We start from the raw sequence: 19,785 nt of genomic DNA on the forward strand, positions 1-19,785 counted from the left end.
ATCGGCCTCTCTACTACAGGTGTATGGGTCGGTGAGGTCAGGGGGTGCGAGCGCTCAGGGCGGGCCCGGCCGGGCCCGGCACGGGCAGAGCCGGCGCTGTTGAACTGGGCGCGGCCTGCGCCGGCACGGTGGGGGTCTGGTGGCCGAGGCGGATCAGAGCCCGGCGGGCGAGATCGGTGATGCCCTGGGCATTGAGGAATTCCAAGGTCGGCAGTTCGCAACCCAGGCGGCGGCGTGCGGCGACGACGGCTTCGACGGCCATCAGCGAGTCCAGGCCGAGCTGGTCCAGGCGGCGATCGCGGTCCAGGCGGGCAGGATCGGTCTGCAGGATCTCGGCCAATACCTGGGTGATGGCGTCGGCCGCCAGGGCGAGTGCTTCGTCGGGGGTAGCGGTGGCGAGACGGTGGCGCAGTTGGTCGGGTCCGTCGTCCTGGGGGGTGTGGAGGGGGATGAGACCGGCGAGGCGGGGGGTCTGCACGGCCGGCATCATGCTGCGGATGCGGGCCCAGTCGATCCTGGCAGCGGCGGTGACGGCGGTGTCCTGGGCGACGGCGTCCGTGAGGGCGCTGCAGGCTTCGGCGGGGGTGAGGTTGTCCAGGCCCAGGCGGGCAAGCATGTCGGTGATGCCGTGGCGGGCGGCGTAGCCGGTGTCGCCGACGGCACCCCAGGCCATGGTCGTGCCGGGCAGGCCGGCCGCGCGCCGGGTGCGGGTGAGTGCTTCGAGGTAGGCATTGGCGGCGGTGTAGTTGGCCTGGTAGGCGTTGCCGAACCAGGCGGTGACCGACGAACAGGTTGCGAACAGACGGAGGTCGCCCTCGCGGGTGAGCACGTCCAGGCCGGCCGCGCCGAGCATCTTGGGCTCCAGAGCGGTACGCAGACGTTCGTCGGTGAGTTCGGCCAGCGGTGCGTCGTCCAGGACCATCGCGGCGTGGATCACCCCGCCCAAGGGGAAGCCGCCGGCGTCGATGGTGGCCAACGTCCGGCGCAGGTCCTCTTCGCAGGTGACGTCAGCCGCGTGGGCAGTAGCGGTGACGCCGCGCTCGGCGAGCGTCTCAATCAGCTGGGAGGCGCCGGGGGTCTCGGAGCCTCGGCGGCCCAGGAGAGCGAGGTGGCGTGCGCCGTGGTCGACGAGACGGTGGGCGAGGGCTGCGCCGAGGCCGCTGAGTCCGCCGGTGACCAGGTAGGTGGCCTGCGGGGAGAGCTGCAGGGGCGGGTCGATGCGCTCCAGGGGAGGTGGCTCCTCGAAGGTGATGACGACCTTGCCAAGGTGGCGGGAGCGTTGCAGGACGCGCAGTGCCTCACTGATCCGGGTGGCCGGGTAGGCCAGGTGCAGCAAGGGGCGGTAGGTTCCGTCCGCGATGAGCTGGGCTGTTTCGTCGAAGCAGGTCCCGGCCTGGGGCAAGCGGCCGGAGATGAGCTGGTACGCGTCCACGCCGAAGAAGGCGATGTTGTTGCTGAAAGGCCGCAGCGCCAGCGGGGTGGAGGTGTAGATGTCGCGCTTGCCGAGTTCCAGGAAGCGCCCGCCCGGCCGCAGGAGTTCTAGGGTGCGGCTGATGGCCTCTCCCGCCAGGGAGTTGAGGACGACGTCGACGCCCTGCCCGCCGGTGAGGTCGCGGACGTGCTCGGCGAAGTCCAGGGTGCGGGAATCCAGGACATGCCGGACGCCGAGCATGCGCAGCAGGTCGCGCTTGGCAGGGGTGCCGGCAGTGGCGATGACGTGGGCGCCGCGGGCTCGGGCGAGCTGGAGGGCGGCAAGGCCGATGCCGCCTGCCGCACCGTGGACAAGGACGGTCTCGCCGGCCTGGAGCCGCGCGAGGCGCTCGAGGGCGTGGTGGACGGTGAAGTAGACCACCGGCAGGGTGGCGGCTTCGGTGAACGTCATGCCGTCGGGGATGGTCCCCACGAGGCGGGCGTTGACGGTCACGTGGGAGCTGAGACTGCGGGGCGCGAGCGCGTAGACGCGGTCGCCTGGCACCAGGTGGGTGACGTCGGCGCCGACTGCGGTGACCGTGCCAGCGCACTCCAGGCCCAGGGCCGGCCCATCTGGCAGCGGGGTCTCCGCGCCCGGGGGCAGGAGGCCAACGGCGAGCATGACGTCGCGGTAATTGAGGGCAGCCGCTGCGACGGCGATGGTGACCTCGTCGTCGGCGGGCTGCTGCGGCCGGTCCGGGGTCCAAGTGAGCCGGGGGCGCAGGCCGGCGTCGTGCAGGCGCAGCGTGAAGGGCCTTGAGCTGGGGGCCTCGGGTGCGGTGGTGGAGGCGGGCCGGGGGACGGTGCGCGGGACGAAGCGCCCGCCGCGAGTCAGGACGACCTCATCCTCGTCGGTGGGCTGGAGCAGTTCGGCCGCCAGGCGCCGCGCGTCGCCGGCGGGCCGGGCCCCGGCGTCGAGGGAGATGCGCCGGATGGCCAGTTGGGGGATCTCGTTTGCCAGGGAGCGGGTAGCGCCCCACAGTGCTGCGTCCTGAGGAGCGCCCGGCCGTTCGGGGGCGGGGTGGATGCCACTGGGCCGCGTGACGATCCACAGGTTGGCTGCGCCCTCGGCCGGCAGCTGTGAGCCGGTTTCGGCGAGGTCCCTCAGCACACCGAGTCGGGCGACGGCCTGGTCGCACATGTCGGCGGGGCTGTCGCCGGAATCGGCGTCGAAGACCAGGACCGTGTGCGGGGGTTGCTGTTCCCCTGCGACCTGTGCCCACTGCCGAGGCATCTGGTCCAGGCCGGCGACGCGGACGTCGGCGCCCGCCTCGAGAAGAACGTCGACGAGGTCACGCAGCAGGTCGCCGTCGGGGTTCTCCCCGGCCAGCAGCCAGCGCGCGTCCGGGGAGGCGGGCGGCGCGAGGGGGACGGGGAGGGCTGGGGAGCGGGGTGCGCGGCGGGCGCAGAGCACTGAGTACTCGAGTTCCGGCAAGGCTTGGTCATGTCCGAGTTGGGCGACCTCGTCGAAGCCGCACTCGCGCAGCAGGGGTGCCCATGCCTGCCCCGGCAGCAGAGGGGATTCCTGGCGCAACGGGGCGTCGGTGAAGTCCCAGAATCCCCCGAGGGTGCCGAAGCAGGGGGCCAGCAGACCGGGTTCGTGGGTCTCGTGAGCGAGGAGTTGTCCGCCGTCGGCAAGGAGGTGGGTGATGCGGGCGAGCGTCGCGCGCAGGTCTCGGGTGGCGTGCAGGACGTTGGTGGCGATCACCACGTCGAAGGAGCCAGCGGTGAAGCCCTGCTCGGCCGGTTCCTGGTTCAGATCCAGACAGCGGTAGTCGACGAAGTCGAAGTCGGCGAAGCGCGCCTTGGCAGAGGGGAAGAAGCCGACGGACAGGTCAGTGAAGGTGTAGGCGGTGCGCTCGGGCGGCAGGTGCGGCAGGAGCAGAGCTGTGCTGCTGCCGGTACCGGCACCGACCTCCAGGATGCGCAGCGGCCGGTCCTCGGGCCAGGTGCGGACCTGTTCACGTACCAGGGCGAGCAGCAGCTGATTGTGGAAGCGGGGCTGGACGGCGTCGCTGTAGAAGTACTCGATCAGATGGCGGTCGGGTTCGTCGAAGAGCAGCGCCAGAGGATCATGGTTGCCTCGCAGGACATCGGCCAGGTGCAGACAACACCGGCCGAACAGGGACGTCTCGACCGCGTACTGGGGAAAGTCGTGTACGAGTCGCTGGAACAGCTTCAGCGACGGGGGGCCGTCAGTGTCGGGTAGACGCCAACGTGCAGGGCGGCCCTCTCCGGCCTGCTGGATCTGGTGCAGCAGGCCGCGGGTGGCATGGGCGAGAAGCTCAGCCAGGCGGGCATGGCGGGGCTGCATGCCGCCTGCCACCAGATCACCGGTGTCGAACTCGCTCTGCCCCTGCGGCAGCAGTTGGGCGAACGCGTCGGCGATCAGGCGTGAGCAGCACTCACGCAGACGCTGCAGCCCGGCTTCGTGCCCTTCCTCGCGCCAGGTCGTCTCCAGACGGTCACGGTAGGGCAGACACGCCTGTGCCAGGGCGGTGGGCGAGGGCAGAGGGCCGGGCAGTGCCGGGTCGGCGGTTCCTGGAGCGGCGCGCAGCACGTTGACGAGGTGCTGCACGGGTTCGGTGGGGGTGTTGCCCATGCGGCGTAGTCGGCAGCCCGTGAGCTGGAGGCAGACATGACCGTCGGCGTCGGACAGGGTGATGTCCCAGCACGTTTCCTGGGGGTTGCTCTCGCGCAGGCGTACGTGGATCAGGCCGCTCTGCGGCGGGGTGTGCCACAGGCGCAAGGCTTCGACGGCGACTGGAAGGAGCGGCAGGTATTCGCCTTCGACGCTGATCAGGCAGGCGCCTGCCTGGAGTGCACCGTCCAGGAGCGCCGGGTGGACGTGGTAGCCGTCGGCGGGTTCGCCCAGAGTGTAGGAGGCGAGGGCTTCGCCTCCCTGCAGCTGCAGGTCGGTGAGGACCTGGAAGGCGGGTCCGTATACGAGGCCGGCGCGCTGGGCGCGGGCGTAGTGCTCGGTGACGTCCATGCGGGTGTGGAGCCGCGAGCGCAGGTCGGCGAGGTCGACGGATGGCGGCGTGGCGGCCAGCAGGCGTCGCACGCGGGCACGGGCGTACGACTGCCAGGGCAGGTCGTCGCCGGTACGCGCGGCAATCGTCAGGGCCTGGTCGCCTTCGCTGAGAGAGACCTGTACGCGCACGTCGGCGGTCTCATCATCCCAGGGCAAATCGAGGGCACGGGTGATGAGCAGATGGTTGACCTCAACGGGGGCGTCGTGGACGAACCTGCCCGCGGCAAGGGCCATCTCCAGGTAGGCAGCGGCGGGCATGACGACGGATCCTGCGACCTGGTGGTCGGCCAGCCACGGCAACCGGGCGGGCTCGACCACATTGGACCAGCCGGGCTGCTGCACGGGGAGGCGTGCCCCCAGCAGAGGGTGTTCAACGGGGGTGGTCTCGCCGGCGACGCGCAGCCACCACTGAGGGTCACCGTGCCAGTGCCGCTCGCGCTGCCACGGATAGGCCGGCAAGTCGCTCGTGCGTCCAGGCCGCGGGAAAAAGACGTCCCAATGGATTTGGGCACCGGCAGCCAGTACGCGGGCCGCCGCCGTGTCGACGGCGGCAGGCCCCGGCACGGCCCGAGCACAGGTAGCCGTAACCAGCACCGAACGTTCCAGGTCCTTGACCGCCTTGCGCAGGTAGGGCCGCAGGACGGGGTGGGGGCCGATGTCGACGAGAATGTCATAGCCGGAGTCGAGCAGCGTATGCAGTGCCGGTCCGAACAGCACGGGCTCGCGGACGTTGCGCCACCAGTAAACGGCGTCGAGATCCTCGCCCCCGCAGACGGCGCCGGTGACCGTCGAGACGAAAGGGAGGACCGTGGCCTTGGGACGCAGGCCCTCCAGGCACTCGAGCAGGCCGTCCCGTACGGGGTCCATGGCTCGGCTGTGGAAGGCGTAGTCCAGCTCCAGCATGCGGAAGAAGACGGCGCGCAGCTCCAATTCCGCGCCCAACGTGCGGAGGTCTTCCTCGGGACCGCAGATGGTGACGTCCTGGTCGCCGTTGACGGCGGCGATCTCCAAAGTGCCGGCGTACGGGGCGAGTGCCTTGGTCGCCTCCTCCGCTGACAGGCCGACTGCGGCCATGCGGCCTCGGCCGCGGGTGGCTGCCTGAGCACGGCTGCGTTCGGCGACCACCCTGGCGGCGTCAGGCAGGTCGAGGGCGCCGGCGACGTGAGCGGCGGCGATCTCGCCGACGCTGTGGCCCAGGACCGCGGCCGGACGGATGCCGCGGGCTTTGAACAGTTCTACGAGAGCGATCTGGAAGGCGAACAGCAGCGGCTGGGCGATCTCGGTGGCCTCGATGCGCGCAGGGTCGGCTGCTGTCATCTCCTCACGCACCGACCAGCCCAGGTGAGGCCGGAGCGCGTCATCGACCCGGTCGAGCGCTGCCCTGAAATCGGCTTCCTCGCGCAGCAGGTCCGCCCCCATGCCCGCCCACTGGGAGCCGTTGCCGCCGAAGGCGAACACCACGCGGCCCTCTGTCACCGCCTGTTCTGTGGCGGTGGCGGCGGGCAGAGGCAGTGCCCCCTGGCCGACGGCTTCCAGTGCTTCGGCTGCCTGCCGGGCGCCGGAGGCCAGGACCACAGCCCGGTGCGGGTGCAGCGTACGACGACGTGCGGCCGTCCACGCGATGTCGTAGAGCCCCTGGGGGGTCTCCTCATGCAACCGCTGGGCCATGCGTGCGGCTGCGGCCTCCAGCGCCTCCGGGGTACGGGCCGAGACCACTACCGGCAGCACATCCTCAGGGGGCTCACTTCGGTCGGTGAGGGGGGCTACGGGCGCGGCGGCCAGGACGACGTGCGCGTTGGAGCCCCCGAAGCCGAAGGAATTGACGCCGACCACCGGCCGCTGTCCGGCAAGTGGCCTGGCTTCGGTGCACGGATCGAGCTGCCAGCCCTCGAAGTCGATGTGAGGGCTGAGCGGCTGTGCGTGCAGGGTCGGCGGGATGCGGCGGTGACGGAGGACGAGGAGGGCTTTCATCAGTCCGGCCATGCCGGAAGCGGCCTCCAAGTGACCGGTGTTGCTCTTGACCGATCCGATCGGCAGCGGACCGATCGTGCGACGGGCGCCCAGGGCACGACCGATGGCGTCGCACTCGATAGGATCACCCACCGGTGTCCCCGTGCCGTGGGCCTCCAGATAGGACAGGTCGTCGGCGCTCACGCCGGCCTGGCTGTAAACCCGTTCCAGCAGTGCTGCCTGCGCCTGAGCGCTGGGAAGTGCCAGCCCGGTGGTGCTGCCGTCGCTGTTGACGCCGCTCGCCAGGATCACTCCATGGATGCGGTCGCCATCCGCAAGCGCGTCGGACAGGAGTTTGAGGGCCACCACGCCACCGCCCTCCGCGCGCACGTAGCCGTCTGCCTCCGCCGAGAAGACACGGCAGCGGCCGGTCGGCGACAGCATGGAGGCGGCCGAGAAGCCGGTGAAGCCGAACGGACTGAGCAGGACGCTCACTCCTCCAGCCAGAGCCATACGCGCTCGGCCCATGCGCAGCGTCTCGCACGCCTGGTGCAGGGCGGTCAGGGCAGAGGAGCAGGCGGTATCCACTGTCATGCTCGGCCCGTGCCAGTCGAGCAGGTGGGAGATTCGGTTGGCGGCGTTGGTGGCCGCCAGCCCCGCCATCGAGTACGCGTTGGGCGCAGCACCGCCGGTGGATTGCAAATCGGCGTAGTCATGACTCGACATGCCGACGAACACCGCCGTGTCAGAGCCGGCGGTGGCAATCTGATCGATGCCCGCGTCGTCCAGGGCCTCGACCGCCATCTCCAGCAGCAGCCGGTGCTGCGGATCCATGCGCGCCGCCTCGCGCGGTGAGACCCGCTGGAAGTAGCCGTTGTCGAAACCGGTCACGTCCCGGAGGAATCCGCCCGCCGCCGTGTAGCTCTTGTTGTTCCTGCGCCGCTTGGTGTCGACGAACCGTTCGGGGTCGAATCGGTCCAGCGGGACCTCACCCACCAGGTCATGCCCCTCCCGCAGCGCCTCCCACAGGTCCTGCGGTCCATCAATGCCGCCCGGCAGCCGGCACGAGAGGCCCACGATCGCCACGGCGGGCCTGTCAGGGTTCGTGGGAGCCACGATCACGGAGTTCTCCCGGTGCACAAAAGAAGGGGGTGGGCAGCAAAAGACGCCTTGCAGGCGATGGCACGCGAAGGGTGCTTCTGCCGCCGGGGACGCCGTGATCATAGGGAGAGCGACGAACAGTCCTTGCACGCGTTGCGCGTGCGGGTGAAGGCTAGAAACAATTCGGGAGGACATAAGGGGTGAATTCGGCAGGTCCGACGACCCAGGGCAGCTCTGCCATCCACCCCTGAGCGTGAAGTTCGCGGCTGCTCCACGCAACTGACGTGCCCAAACGTCGTACTGGCGTCAACTGGTTACCCGTCGATCCCGGAAAGGGTGGCGGTAGGTAGGTGTTCCATCAGGCCGCCGGTATGGTCACCGACGTCCTGAGCCCGTACCAAGCGGCTTCTCGCACGTCCACGGCGACAAACTCGGTCACTGCGACGCTTTCACGCGCCGCGACCTAGCCGACGAAGGCCCTTCTCGAGGCGGCCGCAACGTTCCTGGAAGGTAGGCCATGAGCAGTTCACCGGTCGCCGTACCCGTCGTCCAAACCGATGTGACCGCTTGCGGCTGGTGGCGTCCGTGCACGGTCCAGGTCATCGGTGAGATGCCGACAGGACACCAGGCGCTGCGGACCTTCCTGGACCACCTGGTCGCATCCTTCGAGGTGCAGGGCCATACCGTCCTGGACCGCTCCCACGGTGACGTCGACCTGATGCTCATGTGCGGGCAGATCCCTGAGGGGCCGCAGCCTCTGCGGGAGAGGATCCCCGAGGATTATCCGCCGCTGAGTGCGATGCTGCGCCAGCAGCACGGCCTGCGCCGCAACCCCCGTCATGTCGTCGCCGTGGTCGAGGTGCCCGAACGACTCAGTGCGCTGCCCCACGCAGAGGTCGTCGCCACCGCCCGCACAGCCATGGGCCGGCTCGGCGCGGCCAAGGTCCTTTTCGTTTCCCGAGGGGATGCTCCCGGTCAGGTAGGGGAGGTGACGTTCTGCAACATGGAGGGCGGCCATCCCACCGAGATCACGAGTATCGCCGACCGGATGCGTGATCGGCTGGTCACCGCGGCGTGCGCCCGGCAGGTCGCTGAGGACTACGACACTGTCCGCGATGCGATCACCACCGAGGCGTGGCAGGCCAGCACTGCACCTGAGCAACTGGCTTATGCCGGGCGGCGGATGGGCGAGCTGGGACTGCTGCCGGCGCCGGTGAAGGTGTCCGACTTCGTCTCCGACCAACTGGCCGACATGTACGAGATCTACATGGGAATGCGGGGCTTCAGCGAAGGCATGCTGTTCGCCTTCGACCCCGATCTCAACTGCCTGGTGGTCAGCGCCTCAGGTTCCTGGGATGTCGACAAGCGCAACCTGACGCGAGAGCAGACCGTGGCCGTCGAGCCGCGCCTGGCCGACGGCCAGCGCCTGCGCGTTCTGGCCCCCAGCGGCACGCTGCCGATGCAACCATCAGTAGAGACATGGGAGATCTGCGCCCTGATGGAAGCCTGCCCCACTGTCCGCGTCACGAAGGACCCGTCAGGTACCTGGGTGCTGGACCCCGAGGGAGAACGCGAGGTACCTCTCATCCGAGCCGGCATCCACGCCCACGTCGGCGTCGTCTCCAGCGACCACACGGTGATCGAAACCGTCGAGGCGGACCGCGAGCAGTTCCCCTACGGCTTCGGCTGCGGTACCGACCTGACGGTCGAGATCGCCCGCGACACCGTTCACCGTTCACACGCCGTCAACGATCCGGCCGACCCGCGGACCTACGTGCGCTGGCCCCTGCTGTACCACGGCGAGATGGCCGTTGAACTGTGGAAGCCCGGCCTGCCCGCCCAGCCCTTCGAAGGACTGCTCGACCTGTACGGCACGGCAGTGCACTTCACACCCGACGACGTCCCCCAGCCGGTATGAGTGGGCATCCCGGCTCCCTCCCATGGAAGGAAGCCAGTAGAGAGCAGCATGCCACCGTCGGAGGCGGCAGTGCCGCAGGCTTCGAGCGGTGATCCCCACCGCCCTTGGCGGACCCGGAACCGGCAGCACTTCTCGTCTTCCGCGACACGACGAGCGAGCTCCCGGCTGCGGCCGATCCGCTCCTCCCTCGCCCGGTCTTCGTAAACGAGGCACCGCGACATGGCCTTCCCGTTCGCCCGCCCGCGATCGTCGACCCGGTCCCTGACCCCCGACTGCGGGGCGTTTCCAGGGCTGCGCATCGGCCAGGATCTCCTGTGTGGCGACCGCCTGCTGGTCGCCCTGGCAGCCGTCCTGTCCCTTGCTTCGGCCGCAGCCAGTCTGGCGGTGCCGTGGCTGGCGATGGGCGTGATGCACGCTCTGACCCGGCACCAGCCAGTCGCCCATCCCGCCGCGGGCATGAGCGTCGCTGTCCTGGGCGGGGCCGGACTGCAGGCTCTGAGCGGGTGGTTACTGGCGGGAGTCGGCGAGCGCGCCGTGCTGCGTCTGCGCCGCCTGGCCATGGGGCATCTGCTGCGGCTGCCGCTGCGCGCGGTACGCGACGAGGGCCCTGGCAGCCTCACTGCCAGAGTCACCTCAGACGCTGCGCTCCTGCGTCTGCTCATCGAAACCGGTCTCGTCCACCTCCCGGTGGCGCTCATCGCCGCGGCGGCCACGCTCACCGCCATGGTCGTCATCGACCCATGCCTCACCATGGTCGCCGTCGGAGCTTTCGGGCTCACCGGAGCTTGCATCGCCCCCATGACGACCCGGATGAGACATCTCGCAATCGCCCAGCAGCGCGCGCTCGGACAGCTCGGACAGAGCCTCACCGCCCACCTCGTCGCACTCGTCACCGTCAAAGCCTGCCGCTACGAGAGTGAGGCCGCACGCAAACTCGGACACGCCGCAGACGCCGTTCGTTCGGCGTGTCTGCCCGCCTCCCGCTTGCAGTGCCTCATCGGCCCGGTCGTGAGTGTGGGCCAGCAAATTGCCGTGCTCGCCGTCGCATTGGCAGCAGGGCAGCAGATCACGCAAGGACAGCTGTCCCTGGCCGCCTTCAGCGGCTTCTTTCTCTATCTGCTGCACCTCACCTCGCCCCTGACAGTCGTCGCCCTAGGTATCGGCCATCTACAGGCGGGACGAACCGCACGAGGCCGCTTCCACCACCTCCTCACTCGTCCAGCGGAGGCGGAACTGGACACGACCGCAACTCCGGTCCTGCCCCTACCGCACCCCGACGCCCATGCAGTGACCTTCCGTCGTGTCACCTTCCGCCTTCCGCAAGGCCACCCTGTGTTGCACCATGCGAGTTTCCACGTCCCCGCGAGCGGGCTCACCGCCCTCGTCGGTTCCTCTGGCACCGGAAAGTCCACGGTCCTCACTCTGATCAACCGCCTCGCACGGGCCGAGTACGGGGAGATCCGCATCCTGGGCAGGTCCGTCAGCAACTGGCCCCTCGGCGACCTGCGTCGACGCGTCACCTACGTCGACCAACAGTCCACCCTCATCGAAGGCAGCATTCGCGAGAACCTGCAACTTGGTCTCGCCGAACCGCCCAGCGACGCAGACCTGCTGAACGCGTTGGAGACGGTCGGACTACGCCAAACTGTGTTGCGTCTCCCCCAAGGACTCGATACGCCCCTGGGTCGCGTCCACGACCTGTCCGGCGGGCAACGCCAGCGCCTCGCCGTAGCCCGGGCCCTACTCACAGACAGTGACATCCTCCTCCTCGACGAGCCGAACTCCCATTTGGACGGCATGAGCGAGCGCCTCGTCACCCGAGCTGTCGACCATCTGGCGGCCACCCGCTGCGTTATCGTCGCCAGCCACCGGCTGCCCACCATCCGCAAGGCTCGGCACATCATCCTGCTCTCGGAGGACGGGACAGCAGTCTCCGGCAGCCACGAGCACCTTCTCGCTCGCAACAGCCACTACAGAGAACTCACCACTGGGCACGCCATAGAAGCCGGTTCACCGCTTCGAACACCGCCCGTCGATTCTCCGCACGCTTTAACTCCGGGTCTCATCGGCAATTAGGCCCCCGCAGTAGTCCGAACACTCTCTGTCCGAGCCGCACAAGCCTGCTTGTTCGCCTGGGCGGCGTTGCTGTGCGCTCCGAGTGGGCGGTGGCGACGTAGCGTATGGCCGTCCGCTCCTTGATCGGGCAGCAGCTCAACCGCGAATCGCCGGACCTCGAGGCTGACCTCGCTGAGATCCCGCCAAGCATGCCGTCTGCCCCGTCGGCGCTGGCGCGCACCTGGCCTCGGCGTTTCGGTTGGGGAGAGGCCGGATGCGGGACGGAATCACGAAAGTGCCTTCTGAGCTGGGACGATGAACCCTGTCGAGGGGTTCTGTCGGTCCAGGCGGAAGGCACTTTCTGCGTGAAGGGTATCGGTTCCCGTCCCAAGCTCCGTGTCTCCGCTGACGGTTCGGGTGTGGTCGGTCATGCCGGGGCACGGTTGCTGGCGGATCTTGCCGATGCCACCGGGCTGACCGCCGCGTACTCCGCCGCTCTCAGGCCGCTTCGGCCACGCGGGACCGGGCATGATCCAGGTCGGATAGCCGCGGATCTGGCGGTGATGCTCGCCGATGGCGGCGAGGCCGGCACGGATCTGGCCGTGCTGCGGGACCAGGCCGAGTTATTCGGCGCGGTTGCCTCCACGCCCACGGCCTGGCGGCTGCTTGCCGACACCAACGAGGCCGCACGCGCCTCGATGCGAGCGGCCCGCGCTTCAGCCCGGGAAGTCGCCTGGATGCACGCCGCCGAGACCAGCGACGGCATACCCGCGGTGACGGCCGCAGGGCGCGAACTTCCCGGCCTGGTCCTGGACCTCGACGCCACGCTGGTCACCTGCCACTCCGAGAAAGAGCAGGCCGCGCCCACCTATAAGGGCGGCTTCGGATTCCATCCGCTGCTGTGTTTCCTCGCGAACACGGCGAGGAAACGTCGGGGCGCCTGCGGCCCGGGAACGCCGGCGCCAACACCGCCGCCGATCACATCACGGTGCTCGACCAGGCACTCGCGCAGATCCCCGACGCTCACCGGCACGGCACCGACATCCTGGTCCGCCCCGACAGTGCCGGATCCGCGAAAGCCTTCCTCGCCCACGTCCGCGACACGCACAAACGAGGAATCCGTACCTTCTTCTCGGTCGGATACGCCATCACCGAGCCGGTCCGCCGCGCTGTCCGGGCGATGCCGGACCGACTCTGGCATCCCGCCCTGGACCAGCACGGCACCCTGCGTGATGGCGCCGAGGTGGCCGAGCTGACCGGGATGGTTGATCTGGACGGCTACCCGCCCCGTACCCGCATCATCGTGCGCCGGGAGCGGCCGCACCCCGGAGCCCAGCTGTCCCTGTTCGATCAGGACGAGGGCCTGCGGCATCAGGTGTTCCTCACCGACAGCCCATACTCCGGCGGTGGTTCCGCCCAGTTCCTGGAGGCCCGTCACCGCGGGCATGCCACTGTTGAGGACCACATCCGGTGCGGCAAGACCAATGGAGACACGAGCTGGCCACAGCCTTCCACCGCCTCGCCGCACTGCCAGTTGATCAACAACCACTCCTGGCCGCCCACGACTCGAAAAGGACCCCCGGAGAACCCGACCACCGCGCCGGGCCCCCGCCAGCCCACTGGCAGGCCAGCAACCGGAATCACCCGGTCCAACGCGATCAGTCCAGCCCAGCCACCCGAAGCGAAACGCCGAGGCTAACGGAATGACCGCGGCGAAGCTGCGCTCGGCTTCCTCGACGACCGGTGTCAGGCAGGAGGGACAAAACTCCCGGTCACAGGGGGTCCCGTGCCCGTAGCCTGCACACGTGATGGAGGAAGACGAGACCAACCCGGATGTCCGCGTCGGAGGTGACCGGTATCGAACGATCAGCCTGCGCTTCCACCAGCTGACACGTTCCTTCCCGGAAGAGCGTGATGACCTGATGCGCGACTTCCTCGTGACAGCTCAAGGTGAGTCGGCGCGGATCGAGGTCGTGGTGAGGACCTGGGACGGTGACGGCCTCGACGTCTTCCTTGCTCAACTGGCAGAGGAGTTCCGAGGATGGAACGGCACCAAGACCTGGCGTTCTCTTGAGGATGATTTGACGCTGGCTGCCGAGCACGCAGGATCACACGTCCGGTTGACGTGGGGGCTACACGACCGTCTCCCCGACGACGAATGGCGTTTCGAGATGACGACCATCCATGCTCCTGGAGAAGACATGCGCAGTCTTGCCATCGAGATGCGTACCTTCTTGGTGTCGGACCCACTGTGGTGAGCGGAGGCAGCTCGTCAGTCGCCTATGGCCGGCACAAGGCGCCAAGTTGTCGTTGGGTGATCAGGCAACAGGCGAGTTGAGGAACGCTTCGTGGATGTCGGCCCGCCGTTCCCAGCGGATCCGCAGACATCGGAAGCCGTGCAACCAGGCGAACATCCTCTCGACCACCCACCGGTAGGTGCCCAGACCAGTGCCGTGCCGGGTACCACGTCGAGCGATCGCCGGCACGATGCCTCGATCGCGGATCTGGTCGCGGTAGACGTCGTGGTCGTAGCCCCGGTCGGCGAACAGCGAATCCGGTTTGCGGCGGGGACGGCCGACCCGGCCGCGAACCGGCGGGATCGCGTCGAGCAACGGCAGTAGCTGAGTGACGTCGTTGCGGTTGCCGCCGGTGAGCACGACCGCGAGCGGGGTGCCGTGCCCGTCGGTGATCAGGTGGTGCTTCGAGCCGGCTCGGCCCCGGTCGACCGGCGATGGGCCCGTGTGGATCCCCCTTTTAGGGCCCTGACGTGGGACGAGTCGACCACGCAACGGGACCAGTCCAGTCGAGAAGCCGCGTTGAGGTCGGCAAGCAGGACTTCATGCGGCGCTTGCCAGAAACCCGCCTCGTTCCAGTCCCGCAAACGCCGCCAGCAGGTCATACCCGAGCCGAAGCCCAGATCCTTGGGCAGGTACTCCCACTGGATCCCGGTGTGCAGGACGTAAAGAATCCCGCACAACACATCCCGGTCAGGCAACGGCTTGCGGCCCGGGTGCCGGAAGCGCCGCTCGCGCTGCGGTAGCAGCGGCTTCAGACGGTCCCACAGCTCATCCGGCACGATCCACGGCAACATCTCCACACGGAACCGAACGCTCAACTCCTGCCGTAGGCACGGCCATCAGCAGCGGTCCATCTCATTGTGTTAGCCGCTGTTACAGCGAAGCAATCTTTCACTCCGGCCGCCGCTGGTGTATCACTTCACGGACACTTTCATTCTGAACAGTTTCTCTGCATTTCGGAACGCAATCTTTTCCTTGTCTTCGCGTGGCAAATCGACTCCGCGGAACCAGTCGGTCTGCTCCTTTATGTCCGCGAACGGGTAGTCGGTTGCGAACATCACTCGATCCACGCTCATGTACTTCAGCAGGAGATCGAGCAGTTCGGTCTGGGGGAATGCGCTGGTTGTGACCCAGAAGTTATCCTGGAAGTATTGCCCGATGGGCTTCTCGAGCGAGTCTTTGGTCGGCTCGCCCATGTCATTGACGATCCGCTCGTAGTAGAAGGGAAGACCTTCACCCATGTGGCCGATGATGATTTTCAGTTTGGGGAATCTGTCGAAAACCCCGTACGCGATCATCCGAATGCATTGGGTCAGCACCTCCTGGTGCCAGCCATATCCAGACCCACTGAAAATGTAGTCTTGGTACTCTTCCGTGTATTTAGACCGTGTGGTGCTGTAGTAGATCTTGAAGACCTCGTCAGCTGGATAGCCGGGATGTAGGTAGATCGGCACATCGAGAGCAACGGCACGTGCCAGCACAGGCTCGAAATCGGGATGATCGAGATACTTCTTCGCGATGTGTCCGTTGGTCAGTGCGCCCAAGAAGCCATCTTCCCGAACCGAGCGTTCCAGTTCGTCCGCCGCCGCCTCCGGGCTCTGCAAGGGCAAGGTGGCGAAAGCCTTGAAGCGGCCCGGATATTTAGCGATTGGCCCGTCTACAAGTTGCCGGTTAAGACGATAGGCAAGGTCGATGCCCCTTTGCCCAGGGACATTTTGCACGGAGGGTGTATGAGCCGAGAGGATTTGAACGTTGAGTCCCCCCGCATCCATATCGCCGATGCGGCGTTGGCCTAGATCCGAAAGGCCAATTTCCTCAAGGAACGCTATGTGATCCTGATTGATGGAGTTCAGCTTCAACAACGTGGGAGTCGAAAAGGTCTCCTCCGTGCCAATGAAGGGCAGGTCCTGGTCCCGCCGTGAAATGTCCGAAGTCTTGTCCGAAGTCTCGTTCTCGCTCACTTCCGAGACAATGGCGTGCGTGGACAAGCCGGCACCAATGCCAAGTGCCGTGCTGGCGGTGAGAAATCCGCGGCGTCCCATGGGCTTCATGTCAGTCCCTCTCTTCAGGCGTTTGTGTGGTGAGGTATCCGTACGGCATCCGTCTGCGAGATGCTTCAGGGAGTCTTCGCGTCCTGCTCGCGCACCACGGCAGCGCTCAGGTCGAGGAACCGCTCGCCGGTGCGGAGCGGCTGTGGTGGAGCTGACGACCGCCCGCATGCGCGCTGTGCGGGCCGGCCGCGGCGGGCCTCGCACTGTTTGTCGGCGTGTGACCCCGCATGCGGTGACAGGGAGCGCCGTCGCCAGCGCCCTGGTGGCCGCCTCGAACCGCAACCGGCCGGGCTGCGCTTTCCCCGATGGTGCTGCGTCGACTGCCATCACTAGCCTCCTGCATACGGATTGCATCGCTTATCCGCATGCCTACTTCCTACCGAGCGAACCTGAGACGAACGTTAAAGAGCTGCTCACGCGCTCTGCTAAATGATCAGTTGTGGGAGCTTCTCGAGCCGTTGCTTCCGCCGTGGCCCGACGAAGACGCCCGGCCCGCGGCCGGTGCCGGATCGGCAGTGCCCGCAGGGCATCTTGTACGTGCTGCATACCGGGCGGCTGGGAAGACCTTCCGCAGGAACTCGGCTTCAGGTCAGGCATGACGTGCTGGCGGCGGATCAAGCGGTGGATCAACGCCGGGGTGTTCGACGATCTGCATCGGATCCTGCTTGCCCAGCTGAACGCGGCAAACGAGATCGGCTGGTCCCGGGCGGTGATCGACGGCAGCCACATCGACACGAAAAATGGGGTCCCGGACCTTGAGTTCGCCCCCATTTCTAGCCCTCACGTGAGCGGTCGATCGCCTGGCTGTTCGGCTTCCGCCGGCTCACCGTCCGGTACGAGCGAAAGGGATTTCACTTCCTCGCCTTACTCGGCCTCGCAGCCGCCCTCCCTGCTACAAGAAGCTCGCGAAACTCGCCACGTGAGACATCCTCTTAGGGGGTAGTTTTCATGCACACCGTCCCCCGCAAGGGCGTTCTTCCTGTTCATTGATGTGACAGATGGGGGCGAACGCTTGTGCACCACCTTGGTGACGCTCTGGTTGTCAGTTTGGCTGGATCCGCCGGGGTAGCGGTCCCCGGCGAAACACAGGCCCTCGACTGGGGGTCGGTCGTGGGGATCTCCATGAGCAACTTTGCGGCCGGCAAGATCGCTGCCTCCGGTGAAGCGCTCACTCAGGCACGGCAGTTCACCCGATGCCACCTCACGCGATGGGGCCTGGAGGAGGTGGTCGACGACGTGATCACCGTGGTGGGGGAATTGACCGGCAACGCGGTACGGCACACCGCTGCGGCAGCAGACGGTGCGTGGCTCGCACTGGCCACCAGCTCCGACGCCGACCGCAACACCGTCCACGGCATACTTCCAGCTCATCGTCAGCGACCACGCCAACCTGCCCGACCAGTGGGACCAGGACTGCGTCCGCTACAACTGGCGCAACGGAGAGGCTCTCATCCCCCAAGACTGGATTGACGAGCACGCCGGCTAACGGGTGAGGGGCCGACACTCGGTCGGGCGGCATGAGATGGCGTCGATGGGGCATGTCAGGGATCGGCTCCCATGGTGGGCGACGCTCGGCTGCAGCCGGCGGGCAGGCGATCACCAGCCATGCCCCGACGAGCCAACCCTTGTCACGCCGCCTGGTACGTCCGACGCAGGAGATCCACCGCGCTCGAGCCAACCGTCGACCCATGCGGGCACGGGTAGGACAAGCTGCTGCTTGGCCGCGTAGATCATTGGGCGGTGCTGCTGGATCCACTTCAGGCGGTCGCCGCTGCCGCGGATGGTGCGTACTTCCAGCGCACCTCGCTGCCCTGCCGCCCCGGCGATGATGCTGGTGCACTGGTCGCTGTACTCGGGCGGCAGATGGCAATTGCAGTGGTTGTCCAAGAGGGTGACGGGCAGGCCCCAGCCGGGTGCCGCGAGCAGCGCCATGAGCCGCCGGTGGCCGGTGGCGCCGTGACCTTCCGCGAACGTGGGGTCGATGATCCAGCGTTCGCAACCGTCGCGTTCGTGGTGGCCGAGCCAGCCGGTCACGGCCAGCGGCACACCGAGGGTGCGGATCAGTCCGACCCGGCGCAGCAGCCCGCTGGTCAGCCAGGCTGACGCTGCGGTGCCTCGGCGTCCCGGCCGCCGGTAGGGACGCTCGGCCGGGTGCCAACGGGCCGGCTGGTCGCGGTGACACGGCGTCATGCCGTAGGTGCCCAGCCGCTGGTCCTGGACGTCGGCCGCGCGCAGCCACTCTTCGGGGTCCAGCCCCGACAGGATGACGGAGGCCGACGTGTCCGGCACTCGGAGTACTACCTGCCCGTCCTCAACGTGGGTACGGGCCCCGGGCACCCCCATAATGTCGCCGTACTCGTCGGCGCGCGGCAGCAGCGCCTCGGCCAGGTCCAGGGCCTGGGTCTCGTTCGGGGCGGGCCGCTCGGCCGGGTCGGCCTCGAATCGGATCAGGAGGCGGTCGGCGCGCGGGTCGACGTATTCGATGCCCCACGGGTGCACAGTGGTGATCCGACGCCAGGCCAGTGCGGCCATCACCCGGGCCTCCAGCAGCAGCTGGTCGGCGTCCGGCTGCGGGATCAGCAGGGAGCCAGGCTCGGCGGCCTCGACACGGCGGCGGGCGGACTGCCAGGGCAGCCCGGTGTACAGACGCAGCAGTTCGGCGCGACGTTCGATGGCGGTTGTCTTCATGACTCGGAGCCCCTCACTACCGCGGAGCCGTCCCGACACAGCACGCGCGGCGGAGAGCCACGAGGATCATCCGGACCATGCTGCGGTGCCAGCCGAGTTGGCTTCTCCACGGGCGTGCTCGAAGTCGGGTCGAGCACGGGGCAGGGGCCCCGCCGGGCCCACCACCCTGGATGCGATCACATCGGGCGGGGGCGGGCCCTGCTCGCTGGGGTGACGCGCCACCGCATCACCCGAATGCCGCGCGGCGATCTCGCCAAGGCAGTACGTCGCCAACCTGCTGAGGCCGACGGGGCCCGTCGGCGAGGCCCCCGCTGTCCGACGGCTCACCACCGGCCAGGACGTCCTTTTGACCACCGATGCAGCCGATCCAGCCACCCCCACCGGCCCGCACATCCTCCGGCTCGGTGCGGAACATGGGAGAAGTCGCCGCCTGATCGTGATCAATGGTTGCCTTCCGCTCCACCGGACAGAACCTCACCGCCGCTGGCACCTTCATACAGTTGACCTCCCGCCTCCTCGCACCCACTCTTCCGGCCCTCGCCTTCCTCGCAGTACGGGGACAGATCAACGCTGACGGGTGGAGATCAGGCGGAACGTGTAACAGGTCTGCAGCAACCTGCCCGGAGTTCGTGTCTGCAGATCACCACGTCGGCATGCTCGCTGTCGTAGGAGGGGGAGCAGGTGCCGAGTGACGAGTCACGCCCTTGGTGGCGATCATCCGAGTTCAAGGTTGCCCTCGTTACCGGGCTCATCATCGCCTCGGCCAGCGCTGGGGTGTCGCTCCTCACCGCACCAGACGATCCACCCGAGGTCGTCACCTACAAGGTGAAGTACAAGAACGACACCGAGACCCAGCGAGACAACGTCGTGGTGTCGGTCGCGATCCCGCAGGGCGCCGAGTACGTCATGGGCAGCACGTACTTGTCCACGTCCAAGACGAACAACCGGTGGACGGTGACGAACGAGGGCATCACCGCCCGCGGCTTGAACATCGGCAGCTACGCGCCGGGTGGAGCCGCCTACCTCAAATTCCAGGTGCGCCCACGAGGGAAGACCACCTTCACCTGTGCTTCGAACGGTGAAACAGCGAGCGTCACCGTATCGGCCGGCACCCAACTGCAGATCTGGGTGACGTGTTAAAGGGTGTTGCAGAAGGTCGGGCTCGGGCAGGCCGGAGTTGTGCTTGACCTGCTGTTTCACCCGGTCAGGGTGAGGTTGTGC

At 67.7% G+C, this 19,785-nt stretch carries 8 protein-coding genes and 3 pseudogenes; 7 read left to right on the plus strand and 4 right to left on the minus strand.

Going from position 1 to position 19,785, the window contains the following annotated elements; translation table 11 throughout:
- Nucleotides 1-37: 37 nt before the first annotated feature.
- Entirely contained in the window at nucleotides 38-7,576 is a 7,539-nt protein-coding gene (locus tag ACIBK5_RS03600) for an SDR family NAD(P)-dependent oxidoreductase (protein ID WP_399015714.1), read from the minus strand.
- Between the two features lie 649 nt (nucleotides 7,577-8,225).
- Here ACIBK5_RS03600 and ACIBK5_RS03605 point away from each other — a divergent pair.
- From ACIBK5_RS03605 to ACIBK5_RS03620, 4 genes and pseudogenes are all read left to right on the plus strand, one after another.
- On the plus strand, nucleotides 8,226-9,473 hold the full coding sequence (locus ACIBK5_RS03605) for a hypothetical protein (RefSeq protein WP_399015716.1): 1,248 nt from the start codon (nucleotides 8,226-8,228) through the stop codon (nucleotides 9,471-9,473).
- 219 nt (nucleotides 9,474-9,692) lie between these two features.
- Nucleotides 9,693-11,549 (plus strand): ABC transporter ATP-binding protein, encoded by a 1,857-nt coding sequence (locus tag ACIBK5_RS03610; protein ID WP_399015718.1) that lies wholly within the window; start codon nucleotides 9,693-9,695, stop codon nucleotides 11,547-11,549.
- A 188-nt stretch (nucleotides 11,550-11,737) separates the two neighbouring features.
- A pseudogene (locus ACIBK5_RS03615) lies at nucleotides 11,738-13,227 on the plus strand (IS1380 family transposase).
- A 109-nt stretch (nucleotides 13,228-13,336) separates the two neighbouring features.
- The gene (locus ACIBK5_RS03620; protein ID WP_399016237.1) at nucleotides 13,337-13,786 is read left to right on the plus strand and encodes a DUF6228 family protein; all 450 of its coding nucleotides are present in this window, start codon (nucleotides 13,337-13,339) and stop codon (nucleotides 13,784-13,786) included.
- A gap of 25 nt (nucleotides 13,787-13,811) precedes the next feature.
- Here ACIBK5_RS03620 and ACIBK5_RS03625 read toward each other — a convergent pair.
- Both ACIBK5_RS03625 and ACIBK5_RS03630 read right to left on the minus strand, forming a co-directional pair.
- A pseudogene (locus ACIBK5_RS03625) lies at nucleotides 13,812-14,619 on the minus strand (IS5 family transposase); the annotation flags it as partial.
- A 120-nt stretch (nucleotides 14,620-14,739) separates the two neighbouring features.
- Nucleotides 14,740-15,876: an amidohydrolase family protein gene (locus tag ACIBK5_RS03630; protein ID WP_399015720.1), complete on the minus strand. Its 1,137-nt coding sequence runs from the start codon at nucleotides 15,874-15,876 to the stop codon at nucleotides 14,740-14,742.
- 786 nt (nucleotides 15,877-16,662) lie between these two features.
- On the opposite strand from ACIBK5_RS03630, the pseudogene ACIBK5_RS03635 reads away from it, so the two are divergent.
- Both ACIBK5_RS03635 and ACIBK5_RS03640 read left to right on the plus strand, forming a co-directional pair.
- Nucleotides 16,663-16,799, plus strand: a pseudogene (locus ACIBK5_RS03635) (IS5/IS1182 family transposase); the annotation flags it as partial.
- A gap of 377 nt (nucleotides 16,800-17,176) precedes the next feature.
- The gene (locus ACIBK5_RS03640; protein ID WP_399015722.1) at nucleotides 17,177-17,362 is read left to right on the plus strand and encodes a DUF3732 domain-containing protein; all 186 of its coding nucleotides are present in this window, start codon (nucleotides 17,177-17,179) and stop codon (nucleotides 17,360-17,362) included.
- A 110-nt stretch (nucleotides 17,363-17,472) separates the two neighbouring features.
- Here ACIBK5_RS03640 and ACIBK5_RS03645 read toward each other — a convergent pair whose 3' ends face one another.
- Complete coding sequence (locus ACIBK5_RS03645) at nucleotides 17,473-18,564, minus strand: hypothetical protein (protein WP_399015723.1); 1,092 nt, start codon at nucleotides 18,562-18,564, stop codon at nucleotides 17,473-17,475.
- A gap of 681 nt (nucleotides 18,565-19,245) precedes the next feature.
- Here ACIBK5_RS03645 and ACIBK5_RS03650 point away from each other — a divergent pair.
- Entirely contained in the window at nucleotides 19,246-19,704 is a 459-nt protein-coding gene (locus ACIBK5_RS03650) for a hypothetical protein (protein ID WP_399015725.1), read from the plus strand.
- Nucleotides 19,705-19,785: the final 81 nt, after the last annotated feature.

The organism is Streptomyces sp. NPDC050546 (assembly GCF_044457425.1).
Lineage (GTDB): Bacteria > Actinomycetota > Actinomycetes > Streptomycetales > Streptomycetaceae > Streptomyces.